The following is a 14,303-nucleotide window of genomic DNA, read 5'->3' as shown; positions in this document are numbered from 1 at the left end:
AGTGATTGGCTCCTTTCCAGTGGTCAATCAGGCGATGGTTGGCATCGAGGCGACCTCGGTACGGTCTCGATTGCGTGCGGCCCGCCAAGCCCGCCAGCGGGCACGCAGGGGACGGGAATGGGCAAAGTAGAACCGCGACGCGGCATGGAATCCGGCGGTCCCGAGATCACGGGCGGTATGGGCGGTGATGCTCCACTCCGGGCGGCCCAGACTGATCCACGCGCCGTACCCGATCCAGCCCGCCAGCCACACCAGCACCGGGAGCACAGCCGCCTCCGGTGCCCCCGACGCCGCGGTCAGCCACATCAGCGGCCCCATGATTACGACGGCGGCCATGAACGCGCGGGCTCCGAGAATTCGGCGGCGCGCTCGCGCAGTCCATTTCGGGCGGACCAGTTCGGCGAGCTTGATGCCGGAGGACTCCATGAGCGCTTGCAGCTCACCGTCCCAATCGATGCCCTTGCCGTTGTTGTTGGTGCTCATGCCAGAACTCCTTCGTGGTTGTCGTGGTGGTTGGTGTCGATGCCGCTGAGCCACTCCGCGGGCAGTGGGCTTGCGGTGTCCGCCGGAACTGCGGTGTCCTCGCTGCTGTCCGCGTGGCCACCGGTGGCCAGATCGGTGTCCGCCCCGGGGGACACGTAGCGGCGGACGGTGCGCTTGCTGACCCCGAGTTCGGAGGCGATGCGGCCATGACTCCAGTTCTGGGCGTGCAACTCTCGCGCCCGCTGGCGACGGCTGTCCGTCTCGCTGTCCTCGGTGCTGTCCGCCCCCTTGGCCGCCTGTCCGGACACCGTGGCCACGCTCGCGGGGGCTGGGCGGACAGGTTCCCCGATCGCCTCGATCTGCGCGGTCAAGGGGATCTCGCGTGCGGCAGGGGAACTCGACGAGAGCACCCGAACAGGCCGGACCTCGGCCGCATTCACTCGGGCCTGGATCTGCGGAGCGTCGCCTTCGGACGGGTTGAGGGACAGCAGCGCGAACCCGCACACCACCATCAGCCCGTCGAGGGTCAGTGGCCCGAACTCGGCGGCCGGATGTCCATATCCCCAGGCCAGCAGCACGTCTCGGACGTGGCTGTACGAGATCACCGCCGACCCGAACGCGACAGTCCCGGCCCCGCCGAAGCGCGCCAGCGCCCAACCCCGGCCGCGTCGCCATGCCACCCGGGCCAGTACCTCGATGCTCAGCAGCAGCCCGAGCGGCCAGACCGCGGACCCGATGCGGGCCGCGATCACCAACGCCAACCCGGAGGGCATGTGGACGGTCGGCAGATAGGTGTGCAGGACATTGGTGGCCACCGAGGTCAGCGACCCGAACACGAACCCGGCCTGCGCGACCCGGTGACCGCGCGGTTTGTCGGTGCGTTTGGTCATCGTGTCCACCCCGTGTCCGCCTCGCTGTCCGGGGTGTCCTCGGTGGTGTCCGCTCGGTTGTCCGGGGCGGTCACACGGTCGGGCGTGGCCTGTCCGGGGTGGCCATCACCGGGGTGGCGATGGCCAGTCTGGGTGGCGACGTAGGCGGCCATGGGGCGCAGGTAGTCGGTCATGCGACCTCACCGCCCTCGCCGTCGATACCGAAATCGGCACGGCGGGCACGCCCGGAATCCAGATCCCGCACCGCCCGCAGAGAGACTCGCGGCTTCGTGTTCGTGGCCCAACGCTCCGGGTGCGGGTCCGCGGGCAACGGAGTGATCTCGTCCAGCTCGACCGGGACCACATGGCCCCATTGGGCTTTGAGGGCGTGCACCCACACCACGTCTCCGCAGCCGAATTCGGCGAGCCGGTTCGGGTCGATGAAGAAGGTTTCCCGGTTGCCCAGGGTCCCTTCGTCGCCGACCTTGCCACCCTTGGAGTGGCGGGAATTCTCGGTGACCGGGCGCGTCCCGAACACCTCCGACACCTTGCCCGGACCCTCCTGCACCATCAGTAATCCACCGGACGGGCAGGACTCCATCAGGCGGCGGCGCTCATCGGGGGTTTGGCCGAGCCCGTATTGGTTCTGGGCGGCAAAGATTGCCACAACACCCATCCCCAAAAGCCGTTCGGCGATGGTGAATTGGTTGATGCCGCCGGTCTTGTCGGCCACAGCCGACATCTCGTCAATGATCAAAATGATTTGCCGGTCATGCTCACCACACGCGAACTGGGAGATCAGGGTGGTGATCGCGGCGACCTGGGCGCGGGCGTACTCGCCGCGGACGGTCCCGGGCACCGTCGCATACACCACGTCGAAGGAATCCAACGGTCGGCCGCCGTCGAAGCCTTCGCCGATCGCGTTGAAGATGTTGCGGAACTTGCCCGCCACGTCCCCGATCGCGGGCGGCTTGTTCTGCTGAAGATCATCGATCTCCGCCAAGATCGCCTCATGGCCAGCCCAGGCGTCCTTGAGCCATTTCAGCGACAGCCGTTGCAGGAAGTCCTCTCTACTCTTCGGTTTCCCGCCCGGGGCCTGCACCGCCAGCTGCACCACCCGGATGCGGTTCTGTTTGAAGTGCTCTGCGCCCGCGTCGGTGGCCTGCACCGGATTGATCATCGTTTCGAGGGTGGCGGTCTGGTCGCCCTCGTCCATTGCCCACATGTCGAACCGGTTCGTGATGGGCCACAACGCGATCCGCTGCGGCAGAATCCCTTGCCTGTGGGCGATCTTGACCACCTGGCGGCCGGTCGCCAGACCCGCCTTGCCGCCCTTGCAATCCACGAAGATCAGCAACGGGCGCTTCTCCCCGGTCCGCACATACCGCCGCCAATACGCCTCGTACAAGCCGGTGCCGTAACGGACCAGAAGAGTGGTCTTACCTGCCTTTTGAGACTTACCGAGAACGAACTGGTGTCCCAGGCCCTCGATCGGGATCTCCAACTTCGCCGACCGCTTCGCCACCAACTGCGTGATCGTCGTCGGCTGCGTTGCATCGGTCTTCTCCGACAGCGTCCCGAGCACCACCCGGTTTTTGAGCCAGCCGGTCGCCAGCGGCGCACCGTACTTCGCGGCCCGGCGTGCGGCGTCGGCCTGCCCGTGCTGCTGGCGGCGCAACAGCCGCCGGGTCTTCCACGGTGAGTCCACACCTTCGGTACCCAGCCGCGAGAGGAACCGCGACCGGTACACCGCCGCGGCACCCCATGCGAGCGGCAGGCACCCCGCGGTCATCGCGACCAATGCCCCGGACCCGGGACCCGAACGCGTGAAAACCTGTGTGCCCTGCCACCACAACGAAGGAGCCGCGAACCAGGAGTTCGCGATGCCCATCGCGCCGATCGGCAGCACCAGTGCACCGAACGCATAGTTGCGGACCTGCCGAGCATCCCAGCGCCGCCAGTGCGCCACCCACACCATGGCCACCGCCAGCCCGACCAGGAACCCGAGCCCCAGCAGCAGCGTGCCCAGCCAGGCCAACACATCGGTCACGCTGGAGATGTGCAGGTGCCAGTCCGGTGCATGCCAGCCGTTCGGCAGTGAGGAGTTCTCGAACTTCTCCGGCGAAGGTGTGTGCGGGGCAACCGAACCCACCACGACCTCCGGCGGTGACGACGGCGGAACGGGCACCGGGGCGACAGAGGTCGGCGCGGGCGGTGCGGCGAGCGTAGTGCCACAGTCCTGCGGGGTGATCAACGGGACACATTCGCTCATGACCGCATCCCCTTCTGCGCCAAAGTGATGTCCAAGTCATGAATTTCGAGATTCGGCAGATGATCGACATCTCGCTGATGCGCGAGCCGGGTCGCGGCAACTTCGACTGCGCGACGCAGACCGGCACCGCGCACGAAGTACAGGACGCCGGCCAACTCGCTGCGGTCGGCAGCGTCCAATGCCGCCGACAAGGCCCGGGCCAGGCGCCCCTCGCCGAACTTGCGCGACAGCTCGACCTCGACCGCCCACACCTTGTCCGCATCGGTGAAGTCCCGCACCCACGCGTCATGGATGTGAACTTCGACCCGCCCGGTTTCGGACTTGAGCCGCCGACGTAGCAGCCGCTCACTGGTCCACACCCGCGGGTCGGTGTCCAGACCGGTGAGCGCCAGCCGCAACTCCGTCACGGCGGTCAGATGCGCCGTCGTTGATGCTTTCGGCCGCCACTCCCCTGGATCGAATTCCAGGTAGCCCCAGGCGATCGGACGTTCGGAAAAGATCCACAGCGGACCGTGCGGAACCTCGCCCGGGTCATCGAAGTTCGCTGAGTTACGCCACGGCCCCGGGGACCCGCAGTCCACCCGAGCCACTTCCGCACGCCCAGTCTTCTTCAACCGCTGCGCCAGCTTGCTGGCCGCCCGCGGCCCCTTACCAATCGCCTTGGTCAGGGTGTCGAACGACAGCCCATACTGCTGTGCGATGAATTCCTCGAGCCGGGTCTCCCACGGCTGCAACCGAATCTCCGGCTTGCTCATGGCGTCACCGCCTCACGCGGGCAGCCCTTCGGCCACACAGCCACCTGCTGTGTCCCCGGCGCAGGACACGTCACCACAGTGGTCGGCAGGCTCTCGCGAGTACCGAACAGCAGCACGCCCAGATACAGACCCGCTGCGAACACGAAACCGAGTAGCACCAGTACCGCCAACGCCAGCGGCGACATCGGCACACCCACCCGAGCACGGTCGCGATCGTCGAACATCAGGTAGTCGTTCATCGCCGACCACCCCGGCGACGACGGTCGAACGGAACCCGATAGCTCCAGACGGCGCCCACGACACCGAGCAAGAAGATCGTGATCAGGAGCAGCACGGCCACCTGGGGCACGAAGATCCCGATCGCCAGCAAGATCCCAATCAGCAAGAACGAGGTGCGCATCATACCGCACCACCAGGGAAGTTCGCCTCAACTGGCTTCGCGACCGCCAGCAGCTCGCTACGTTCTACCCGCAGTAGTCGCGGCCCCATCCGATAAGCGGTCAGGTGTCCGCCGTCTATCCAGCGGCGGATCGTCTTGATGTCGACCTGGGCGAACGCTGCGGCGTCCCGCAGGCTCATCAGCTGGCTGCTCGGGACGCGCATGTCCGGAGTTCGTCTCTGTGTCATGAATGTGCCTCCTTGATCTGGCATGGCGTGAAATGCCTTGCCAGATCAGGAAACTCGCGAACGAAGGCTGCAAACACGGCACATCGAAGGGCACATTTCGGCCCAACGGCACAAGTAGTCTGTGGTGGTGGCGGACGAACAGAGCTCAGGACCGATGATCAGAGACGCAAGATCGGGGACGTTCCCCCCGACGCTTCCAGCCTCCCTGTCGGATCGCAGGTCCATCTGCGAGAACGATTGGGAAGCATTTCGAAACGTCCCGCAGATGATCGATCATTGGGGGCGTCGCGACTGGCCCGCCGATCATGAAACCTACTTCTGGTACTTGACGTTTCGCGACCTAGAACTGATCGAGTTGGCGCGACACTGCAACAACGAGCTCAAGCTAGACGGCATCGATTTTGCGCCGCTCGACGGGTTGCACATCACCATGCTGCGGATCGGTGATCTGGACGAAATCAAAGATGACGACATCCAAGCTCTGGCGGGTAACGCCAAGCCTAAGCTGAACGACGTTAAGTCCTTCACACTGGAGATCGGCCCGCTTGCAGGCTCCCGCGGTGCTATCCGATTCAGTGTGTCGCCATGGACCGAACTGTTCAACCTGCACCAGGTAATTCGTGACTCGACACAGCAGATATTCCCGTCGATTCCCATCGCAAGCACCGAGAACTTCCGGCCGCACCTTGGAATTGGGTACAGCAATCGGCGGCAAGATGCCGAACCTATCATCAAACAAATCAGCTCCATCCGTGACCTTAGTACCGCCACAGTGCAGGTTGAAGCGATCAAGATCGTTCGACTTCGCCGCGAGTCGCAGGCATACCGTTGGAATGATGTCGCGACCCTGGAACTCGGGGCTAGCTAGCTTTCGCCGATGCCGAGAATTCCCTGACCCGATCAGACCAGTCACGAAGTACAGTTTGGTAGTCCCGAACCTCGGATGCGTCGAACGACTGTGTGGCAGCTCCGAATTCATGCGCGCGCTGCCACACCGATCGTATCGGCCGCTCTTCTGAGAAAGTCAGTGCTTCAGCGCCGAGGAACACCGCCTGCTCAACATCCGGGCTGGATGACTTCACCAAGGCCGTGGCAATATCCAGCCTGACCAAAGATCGACTCCAAACCGAATCAGACTCATCTACTAGCGATTCCACTTGATGCCCGTATTCGAGAGTCTTCTGATAGTCACCCGCCGACAAATACGCAGTCGCTGCGTTGGCAGCGAACCGTGCGTGGCTGTAGGGCTCGAACGAGAGCGCTGGCGTCAGCCCGTCCGGAATCGCCAGCGTCTCAGCGAGAGCGTTCGCCCGGTCGATCGCCGCATGAACTCCATTGAGATCACCGACCTTGCCCAGTGCGCGCGCTAACCCATTGGACAGCAGTCGAATTGCCTGCGGGCTCTCGGGTGCATAGCGCAGCCCTTCTTCAGCCAAGGCAACAGCCATACCGAACTTGCCCATGTAGTAGGCACAGAAGCTCTCGGTCCCCTTGATCCAAGCCTGTAGCTCAAGGTCATCGATCAGGCTGGCCACATACAACGCTTCTTTGGCGTACATCCGCGCATGAGGGAACCGGCCTCTGTTTACGGCCATGTAGCTCAGCATTCCCGATAGCTGGGCCGCCAGACGGTACAGGCGTTCAAGTTGCTTCGGATGCTGCTTCTGCCGCGCAAGCTCATCTATCCTGCGGCGAAGCGAAATGACTGTCGGGGAGAGCTTTCGCGGACCCTCAACTTCGTAGCGATCAACAATGTCTTCCAGCGCAAAGTCCACGATATCCAAGACAGAATCATCGACGTCGATCTCCCCCAGCCTCTGAAGCCTTTCGGATATCAAGAGTGGATCTTCGAATGACTCCACGATTGCCAGCGTGGGCTTCTGATCCAGCTTGATGTCCGGGTAGCCAATGTCTGCGGGCTTCAGGTCCCGACCTACCAACTCGCTCAGAACCTTGAGCATCACGGCACACTGGCGCGCTACAGGCTGGCCGGTCGTACCGTCCCTCCACTTGCCGACGTTCGTGTGTGAGGTCTTCACCGGCTTGCCACCGTCGCGGAGACTCGCCTCCTGCATCTTGTTCGCGAGCCCGTGATTCTTGATGCCGGCCTCCTCCATGACAGCCATCAGCTTCCGATTGGGCTGCACGACTTGCGCCATGGATGGAACACCTCGATCCCCACCACGAATAGTTCGTCATGTCAGTATACGACCCCAAATGTCCACTCACGCCGACGTTTTCAGCAATCTTGTGGCTTCGAAGTTCATAATGTCGTGTAGCAGTCGATGCCCTGCTACACGTGATCGAATCTTCCAAGGCGGGTCTGACATGGGATGGGCTCAGAAGCTCCCGAGCGGTCGATACAGCGGTCTCTACCGTGACGCCGCGGGCAAAACACGCAGGGTACGAGGCACTTTCGCCAAGAAGTCAGTCGCGGAGCGCAAGGCCACTGCGGCTGAGGATGCGATCCGTGAACGCAAGTATCACCCACCTGAGCAGATGACCTGGAACGAATGGCTTCCTCGGTGGACGCTACGTCGAGTAGTCGACGAGGGCACCCAGAAGATCGACACTCATCGGATCAATAAGCATCTGGTGCCCAAGTGGGGCACGGTCTTGCTCGAAGACATCACCCAGCCTGACGTCCAAGAGTGGGTTTCGGAAATTCGAAAAACGATGGCTCCCACTTCAGTTGAGAAGTGTTACCGCCTCCTGAGCGCCTCGCTGCGGTCAGCCTTCAAGGCGGAAATCATCCCGGTGAACCCGTGTCACGACATCAGTTTGCCCAAGCCTGGACCTACTCCGGAGCGATACCTCGAAGACGATGAGTTCGAAGCCCTCCGGAAACCTCTCGATGAGTTCGATCAGCTCGTCGTGGACGTGCTGATCGGTACCGGTATGCGGATGGGCGAAGCGCAGGGCCTCCACCGGGAGCACATCGACCTCAAGCGCAAGACGATCAGCATCGAATGGGCATGGGACAAGGCCGCCAAGCGAATGAAGGCCCCAAAGGACTACGAGCGCCGCATAATCCCCATCGGAGACCAGCTAACCAAGATCCTGGCGGCGGAGATCAAGAAGAAGGGGCTCGGCACACCAGCGCCAGTGAAGTACGTCGATGATGGCCGGACGGTCCGGAGCGGCTTGCTACTGGCACACACCGACAATCGCCCCTTCGATCAAGACAATTTCAGGGACCGGTTCGTAGCGGCGACTCGGGTCGCCTGGGTCGGCGACGATGACGACAAGCGTCGGCTGGGTTCGGTACGCCCACACGACCTTCGCCACACCTACGCCGGCCGTCTAGTGCGTGCACGCGTCCCGCTCCAACAGGTGCAGGAACTTCTTGGGCACGCCTCGATTCGGACTACCCAGCGATACGCCAAGCTCGGTGACAGCCAATGGGATCAGGTCCGGCAGGCACTTACGTAGGCGCGTTCATGCGGATCAGTAAGTCTCGCAACCAGTTTTGAAGCCTGCGCGACCACCGGGCCGCATACCACTGGTCGATCTTGCGAGCAACGTGCACGACCTGATCGGCAGTGATCCCTTCGGGCGGGACGATATCTGGCCCGAGCGCCTCATCGACCCAACGGTTAATCCTGCGCCTTCCCGGCGTCCACGACAGTAGCGGCCAAGGCGAGATTGGCGGGAGCGTAGGGAGATCGTCACGATCACCGAGACGGATGAACAGCAAGCGACGGCCGTCGAGTCGACCGATCATATTGATTCCCATCGCGATTGTCGCTATAGCCGCGGGATACGCACAGATGCCGATGATCTCGGTCAAGAGCGATGGCCACAGCTGTGCAGACACGATCGGCAACGCCACCAGCACTACCGCACACGCAAAAAATCCCAAGAACGTTGGAGAATCCGTGTCCTCGGGGAGGATCGTATGGTGGGCCACCAACTCTCGCCGGGCGCGAGAGCGCTTCACGATCAATTGCTGCGGACATTCGTCATCCAGCGCCTCGACGACCTTGGAAAGGTGCTCTATCTGTCGCAGCAGGCGACGATCGGACCACAGATCGTCTCGTATCGCCCGCCATGCGACGACAGCACCCGGTACCGCAAGCGCAGGCGCAAGAACCGCGGCGACGTTCATGGTCCCCGCCCCTTCCCAGCCAGTGCCTGGTTGTGATCGATAGTCTCGCACATCGTTCCGGCTGGATCATGGGATACAGAGCGCGGGCGTTGCCTGATTAGGAAGAGACAACCAGCGACAGCTAGCACTTGGTTATCAATTGCTGCTACACGATTGCCAACACGAGCGGCTTCCAAGATCGCAGCTGATACATGAAAACCAGGCTTGACCTGGGTTTTCTGAAGTGGGCGCAGAGGGGATCGAACCCCCGACCGCTGGTGTGTAAAACCAGTGCTCTACCGCTGAGCTATACGCCCCGGATGCCCGACTTGCGCCGGGATCGGACGTGCCGTCTGACCCCTGGGGCCGTGGGCAACGGATTATGAATCTAGTGTGGCGAGGGCTTTTTCCCAAGCGTGCTGGTCACGGGGCTCGCCGGGGCCGTTCATTTCGGCGAAGCGGACGATGCCGTCCTTGTCGACGACGAAGGTGCCGCGGTTGGGGTAGCCGGATTTCTCGTTGAAGACGCCGTAGGTCTGGGCTACGGCGCCGTGCGGCCAGAAGTCGGAGAGGAGGGGGAAGGTGTAGCCCTGTTCGGCTGCCCAGATCTTGTGGGTGGGCGGGGGGCCCACGGAGATGGCGAGGATCTCGGCGTTGTCGTTCTGGAACTTGGGGAGTTCGTCCCGGACCTTGCAGAGTTCGCCCTGGCAGATACCGGTGAAGGCCAGGGGGTAGAAGACGATCAGGACGTTCTTCTCGCCGCGGAAGCTCGACAGCGTGACTTCCTGATTGTTCTGGTCCTTCAGCGTGAAGTCCGGTGCGACCGAACCGACCTCGAGCGGCATACCTTCCCCTCCATCCTCATGTCCTGAGCGCAGCACCGAGCGACGCGGCGTGGAGACACGCGGAATCCACCGTTGTCACTCGGCTTACCTGAAACCTTAGTGGAGGCCTCAGCGCTGCTTGGAAGGTGTCTTGGGCTGGGTGAGTTTGGTGCCCGTCCAGGTGCCCAGGGAGACCGGGGTGGTCGCGGTGAGGCCGGCGGGGGTCGCCGACTCGCCGATTTCGCTCGGATCGACATGGCCGGGTTGACCGGTCTTGGGGGTGAGCACCCAGACGACGCCGTCGTCGGCTAGCGGGGTGATCACGTTCAGCAGCTCATCCACCAGGTCACCGTCACCCTCACGCCACCACAGCAGCACGACGTCGACCACCTCATCGGTGTCTTCGTCGAGCAGCTCGGAACCGGTGGCTTCCTCGATCTCGGCGCGAAGCGCGTCGTCGGTATCTTCGTCCCAGCCCAGTTCCTGAACCACCATGTCGTGTGAAATGCCAAGCTTCTGAGCGTAGTTCTGCGCGTCCGCCGCGGCGACCACGGTGGTGTCCTCCTCAACTCCCGACAATAGGTAGTTGCAAGCGAACATGGTAAAAGCGCCCAGCGCAAGCCGATCGGCCGAAATCGCACCCTAAATGTCGTATGTGAGACCGTTGAGATCCCTTGGACAGCCCGGTTTCACACCGCGTGAACGGCCCGATTCACTTGGCCGGGCAGGCGTTCCGGACCGCGGTCAGAGCATCGTTGACCTTGCGACTCGCGTCGTTCAGCGGCGACACCGACGAGCTGGTCGTCATCTTCCGCACCTCCGCGGCCAGTGACCGCGCCGCGGTCACGTAGTCGGTGAACTTCTGCCCCAGATCCGCCTGCAAGTCGGAGCCCGACGCGCCCACCTGAGTCTCGACGGTCTTCGCGGCGTCCTCGAGCGCGGACGCCGCCGTGTCGCGTTTGGCGATCTGGTCGGCCGCGTTCCCGTCGTGCGCGTCGACGAACTCGTTGTAGCGATCGACAGCGGTCCCGGTGATCTTGCGGAACGGATCGCAGTTGTCGGCGGTCGCCTTGGCAGTCGCCGCGGCCGCCTTCGAGGAGGCGGCGGCAGCCGAGGACGACGCGGCCTCGGCCCTGTACGACGTCACCTGAACCTGATTGGCGGTCGGAGTACCCTCGACCGTGTTCGCGCACCCGGCCAGTACCAATCCACCCGCCACCGCCGCGGACGCGCACACCAGTCCGAACCCCCGCGGGTTCAGCAGCTTCACTTGGTTCCTCCCCGATCCAGCCCGGCGGTGTTGGATGGCGTCGCGAGCGGCGCGATTCCCTGCGCAACCGTACTGGATTTCCGGCTGACATGATGACCTGGGCCGCATCATCGGCAAGGATGTGAGATGCGCCCCAGACCAGTCGTTACGGGTATGCCGCCCACCAGCGGATATCCGGGGTATTGACGCCACACCAGATGTCCCACCCCATGTGTACGAGGAGCAAACGTCTTGACCGACTTGATGCACCCGACTTCGTCGAATTCCACCAATGGATCGACACGCAAATCCCCGGCGGGAGGCCGGGTTCGAGTGATTCGCGAGGGGGTGGCGTCATACCTGCCGGACATCGACCCGGAGGAGACCAGTGAATGGCTCGACTCCTTCGACGAAATGCTCACCCGCGAGGGCCCCGGCCGTGCCCGCTACCTCATGCTGCGCCTGCTCGAACGCGCCGGTGAGCGCCATGTCGCCATCCCCGCGCTGACCTCCACCGACTACGTCAACACCATCCCCACCGAGAACGAGCCGTGGTTCCCCGGCGACGAGGAGGTGGAGCGCCGCTTCCGCGCCTACATCCGCTGGAACGCCGCGGTCATGGTGCACCGCGCCCAGCGGCCGGGAATCGGTGTGGGCGGCCACATTTCGACCTACGCGTCCTCGGCGGCGCTCTACGAGGTCGGTTTCAACCACTTCTTCCGCGGCAAGGACCACGCGGGCGGCGGCGACCAGGTGTTCATTCAGGGCCACGCCTCCCCCGGCATCTATGCCCGCGCCTTCCTCGAAGGCCGCCTCACCACGGACCAGATGGACGGCTTCCGCCAGGAGTACAGCCACGGCGGTCCGGGCCACGGCCTGTCGTCCTACCCGCACCCGCGCCTGATGCCGGACTTCTGGGAATTCCCCACGGTGTCAATGGGTCTGGGCCCGATGAACGCCATCTACCAGGCCCGCTTCAACCACTACCTGCACGACCGCGGCCTCAAGGACACCTCGGACCAGCACGTCTGGGCGTTCCTCGGCGACGGCGAGATGGACGAGCCGGAGTCGCGCGGCCTGATCCAGGTGGCCGCCAACGAGGGCCTGGACAACCTGACCTTCGTCATCAACTGCAACCTGCAGCGCCTCGACGGGCCGGTTCGCGGCAACGGCAAGATCATTCAGGAGCTGGAGTCGTTCTTCCGCGGCGCCGGCTGGAATGTCATCAAGGTGGTCTGGGGCCGGGAGTGGGACGCCCTGCTGCAGGCCGACCGCGACGGCGCGCTGGTGAACCTGATGAACAGCACGCCCGACGGCGACTACCAGACCTACAAGGCCAATGACGGCGCCTACGTGCGCGAGCACTTCTTCGGCCGCGACCCGCGCACCAAGGAACTGGTCAAGGGCCTGTCGGACGCCGAGGTCTGGAACCTCAAGCGCGGTGGCCACGACTACCGCAAGATCTACGCCGCCTACGCCGCGGCCATGGCGCACCAGGGTCAGCCGACGGTCATCCTGGCCAAGACCATCAAGGGCTACGGCCTGGGCAAGCACTTCGAGGCCCGCAATGCCACGCACCAGATGAAGAAGATGACCCTCGACGATCTGAAGGCGTTCCGCGACGTGCAGCGCATTCCGATCACCGACGCCGAGCTCGAGGCCAACCCTTACCTGCCGCCGTACTACCACCCCGGCCAGGACGCGCCCGAGATCCAGTACATGATGGATCGCCGCAAGCAGCTGGGCGGTTTCGTCCCCGAGCGCCGCACGCTGGCAAAGCCGCTGCAACTGCCCGGCGACGAGGCCTACCGTTCGGTCCGCAAGGGTTCGGGCAAGCAGTCGGTGGCCACCACCATGGCGTTCGTGCGGCTGATGAAAGAGCTGTTGCGCGACAAGGAGATCGGCAAGCGCATCGTCCCGATCATCCCCGACGAGGCCCGCACCTTCGGCATGGACTCGTGGTTCCCCTCGTTGAAGATCTACAACCGCAACGGCCAGTTGTACACATCGGTCGACGCGGATTTGATGCTTGCCTACAAAGAGTCGAGCGTCGGCCAGATCCTGCACGAGGGCATCAACGAGGCCGGTTCCACCGCGAGCTTCACCGCGGTCGGCACCTCCTACGCCACCCACGGCGAGCCGATGATCCCGCTCTACATCTTCTATTCGATGTTCGGCTTCCAGCGCACGGGTGACGGCCTGTGGGCGGCGGCGGATCAGATGGCGCGCGGCTTCGTGCTCGGAGCTACCGCCGGGCGAACAACGCTCACCGGTGAGGGCCTGCAGCACAACGACGGTCACTCGCTACTGCTGGCGTCCACCAATCCGGCCTGTGTCGCCTACGATCCGGCCTTCTCCTTCGAGATCGCCCACATCGTGCGCGACGGCATGCGCCGCATGTACGGTGGCGGCCCGGCCCAGGGCTACCAGGAGGCGCTGCCCGGCACCGATCCCGAATCGCGTTCGGTGCACCACGAATTCGGCGGCGAGGACATCTTCTACTACATCACCCTCTACAACGAGCCCTACGTCCAGCCGGCCGAGCCGGAGAACCTGGACGTGGCGGGCCTGCTCAAGGGCATCTACCTGTACCGGCCCGGCGGCGCCGGCGACCTGCGCGCCAACATCCTGGTCGCGGGCGTCACCATGCCCGACGGCATGCGCGCACAGGAGATGCTGGCCCAGGAGTGGGGTGTGCAGGCCGATGTCTATTCGGTGACCTCGTGGGGTGAGCTCCGCAAGGAGGCCCTCGCGAAGGAGATCGCCAAACTCCGTCACCCCGACCAGGATCCGGGCCTGCCCTACATCACCGAGGTGCTGTCCAAGGCGCAGGGCCCGGTCGTCGCCGCCTCCGACTGGATGCGCGCGGTGCCCGACCAGATCCGCCAGTGGGTGCCTGCCGAATACATCACCCTCGGTACGGATGGTTTCGGTTTCTCCGACACCCGCCCGGCCGCACGCCGCGTCTTCAATGTGGATGCCGCGTCCATCGTGGTCGCCGCGCTGCAGGGTCTCGCTGCTCAGGGCCGGATTTCACCCGCCACGGTGGCCGAGGCGGCACGCCGCTACGCCATCGACGACGTGAACGCCGCGCCGAAGGCGGCACCCGGTACCGAAGGCGGCGACGCATAACCGAA

At 64.0% G+C, this 14,303-nt stretch carries 16 protein-coding genes and 1 tRNA gene; 3 read left to right on the top strand and 14 right to left on the bottom strand.

Annotated features, from left to right (window positions below; all coding sequences use genetic code 11):
• Positions 1 to 27 precede the first annotated feature (27 nt).
• Genes AB0L60_RS19605 through AB0L60_RS19570 form a run of 8 tightly spaced genes read right to left on the bottom strand, consistent with a single transcriptional unit; the run spans position 28 to position 5,006 of the window.
• Positions 28 to 483, bottom strand: coding sequence for a hypothetical protein (locus AB0L60_RS19605; RefSeq protein ID WP_364615641.1), 456 nt, complete (start codon positions 481 to 483; stop codon positions 28 to 30).
• Complete coding sequence (locus AB0L60_RS19600) at positions 480 to 1,373, bottom strand: helix-turn-helix domain-containing protein (protein ID WP_364615638.1); 894 nt, start codon at positions 1,371 to 1,373, stop codon at positions 480 to 482. Before AB0L60_RS19600 ends, AB0L60_RS19605 begins: the two co-directional genes overlap by 4 nt.
• Positions 1,370 to 1,546 carry a hypothetical protein gene (locus AB0L60_RS19595; RefSeq protein WP_364615635.1) on the bottom strand — a complete coding sequence of 59 codons (177 nt, stop codon included), beginning with the start codon at positions 1,544 to 1,546 and terminating at the stop codon, positions 1,370 to 1,372. The genes AB0L60_RS19600 and AB0L60_RS19595 overlap by 4 nt, the downstream gene beginning before the upstream one ends.
• Entirely contained in the window at positions 1,543 to 3,624 is a 2,082-nt protein-coding gene (locus tag AB0L60_RS19590) for a hypothetical protein (protein WP_364615632.1), read from the bottom strand. Before AB0L60_RS19590 ends, AB0L60_RS19595 begins: the two co-directional genes overlap by 4 nt.
• Positions 3,621 to 4,358, bottom strand: coding sequence for a hypothetical protein (locus AB0L60_RS19585; protein WP_364615629.1), 738 nt, complete (start codon positions 4,356 to 4,358; stop codon positions 3,621 to 3,623). Before AB0L60_RS19585 ends, AB0L60_RS19590 begins: the two co-directional genes overlap by 4 nt.
• Positions 4,359 to 4,375: 17 nt before the next feature.
• A complete protein-coding gene (locus AB0L60_RS19580; RefSeq protein ID WP_364615626.1) occupies positions 4,376 to 4,618 on the bottom strand; it encodes a hypothetical protein in 243 nt (80 codons plus the stop codon).
• Positions 4,615 to 4,779, bottom strand: a complete 165-nt coding sequence (locus tag AB0L60_RS19575; RefSeq protein WP_364615623.1) for a hypothetical protein — start codon at positions 4,777 to 4,779, stop codon at positions 4,615 to 4,617. The genes AB0L60_RS19580 and AB0L60_RS19575 overlap by 4 nt, the downstream gene beginning before the upstream one ends.
• A complete protein-coding gene (locus tag AB0L60_RS19570; protein WP_364615620.1) occupies positions 4,779 to 5,006 on the bottom strand; it encodes a helix-turn-helix domain-containing protein in 228 nt (75 codons plus the stop codon). Before AB0L60_RS19570 ends, AB0L60_RS19575 begins: the two co-directional genes overlap by 1 nt.
• A 265-nt stretch (positions 5,007 to 5,271) precedes the next feature.
• On the opposite strand from AB0L60_RS19570, the gene AB0L60_RS19565 reads away from it, so the two are divergent.
• Positions 5,272 to 5,874 carry a 2'-5' RNA ligase family protein gene (locus AB0L60_RS19565; RefSeq protein WP_364615617.1) on the top strand — a complete coding sequence of 201 codons (603 nt, stop codon included), beginning with the start codon at positions 5,272 to 5,274 and terminating at the stop codon, positions 5,872 to 5,874.
• Here AB0L60_RS19565 and AB0L60_RS19560 read toward each other — a convergent pair.
• Positions 5,867 to 7,165, bottom strand: a complete 1,299-nt coding sequence (locus AB0L60_RS19560) for a hypothetical protein (RefSeq protein ID WP_364615614.1) — start codon at positions 7,163 to 7,165, stop codon at positions 5,867 to 5,869. The two genes, AB0L60_RS19565 and AB0L60_RS19560, sit on opposite strands and share 8 nt — an antisense overlap.
• Positions 7,166 to 7,334: 169 nt before the next feature.
• Between AB0L60_RS19560 and AB0L60_RS19555 the strand changes: the two genes are divergently transcribed.
• Positions 7,335 to 8,438: a tyrosine-type recombinase/integrase gene (locus tag AB0L60_RS19555; RefSeq protein ID WP_364615611.1), complete on the top strand. Its 1,104-nt coding sequence runs from the start codon at positions 7,335 to 7,337 to the stop codon at positions 8,436 to 8,438.
• Here the strand turns inward: AB0L60_RS19555 and AB0L60_RS19550 are convergent.
• The 5 genes from AB0L60_RS19550 to AB0L60_RS19530 form a co-directional block, all read right to left on the bottom strand.
• Positions 8,431 to 9,114, bottom strand: a complete 684-nt coding sequence (locus AB0L60_RS19550; protein ID WP_364615608.1) for a hypothetical protein — start codon at positions 9,112 to 9,114, stop codon at positions 8,431 to 8,433. The genes AB0L60_RS19555 and AB0L60_RS19550 overlap by 8 nt on opposite strands.
• Positions 9,115 to 9,338: 224 nt before the next feature.
• A tRNA-Val gene (locus AB0L60_RS19545) sits at positions 9,339 to 9,410 on the bottom strand.
• Between the two features lie 63 nt (positions 9,411 to 9,473).
• Positions 9,474 to 9,938 (bottom strand): peroxiredoxin, encoded by a 465-nt coding sequence (locus tag AB0L60_RS19540; RefSeq protein WP_354838203.1) that lies wholly within the window; start codon positions 9,936 to 9,938, stop codon positions 9,474 to 9,476.
• 108 nt (positions 9,939 to 10,046) lie between these two features.
• The gene (locus AB0L60_RS19535; RefSeq protein WP_354838512.1) at positions 10,047 to 10,469 is read right to left on the bottom strand and encodes a DUF3052 domain-containing protein; all 423 of its coding nucleotides are present in this window, start codon (positions 10,467 to 10,469) and stop codon (positions 10,047 to 10,049) included.
• Between the two features lie 160 nt (positions 10,470 to 10,629).
• Positions 10,630 to 11,187, bottom strand: a complete 558-nt coding sequence (locus tag AB0L60_RS19530; RefSeq protein ID WP_364615604.1) for a hypothetical protein — start codon at positions 11,185 to 11,187, stop codon at positions 10,630 to 10,632.
• Positions 11,188 to 11,430: 243 nt separating this feature from the next.
• Here AB0L60_RS19530 and aceE point away from each other — a divergent pair, with 243 nt between their 5' ends.
• On the top strand, positions 11,431 to 14,298 hold the full coding sequence (aceE, locus tag AB0L60_RS19525; protein ID WP_364615960.1) for a pyruvate dehydrogenase (acetyl-transferring), homodimeric type: 2,868 nt from the start codon (positions 11,431 to 11,433) through the stop codon (positions 14,296 to 14,298).
• Positions 14,299 to 14,303 lie beyond the last annotated feature (5 nt).

Origin of the sequence: Nocardia sp. NPDC051981, from assembly GCF_040680715.1 — a bacterium.
In the GTDB taxonomy this organism is placed as follows: Bacteria; Actinomycetota; Actinomycetes; order Mycobacteriales; family Mycobacteriaceae; genus Nocardia.
This window is presented reverse-complemented; position numbering and strand designations above follow the sequence as displayed.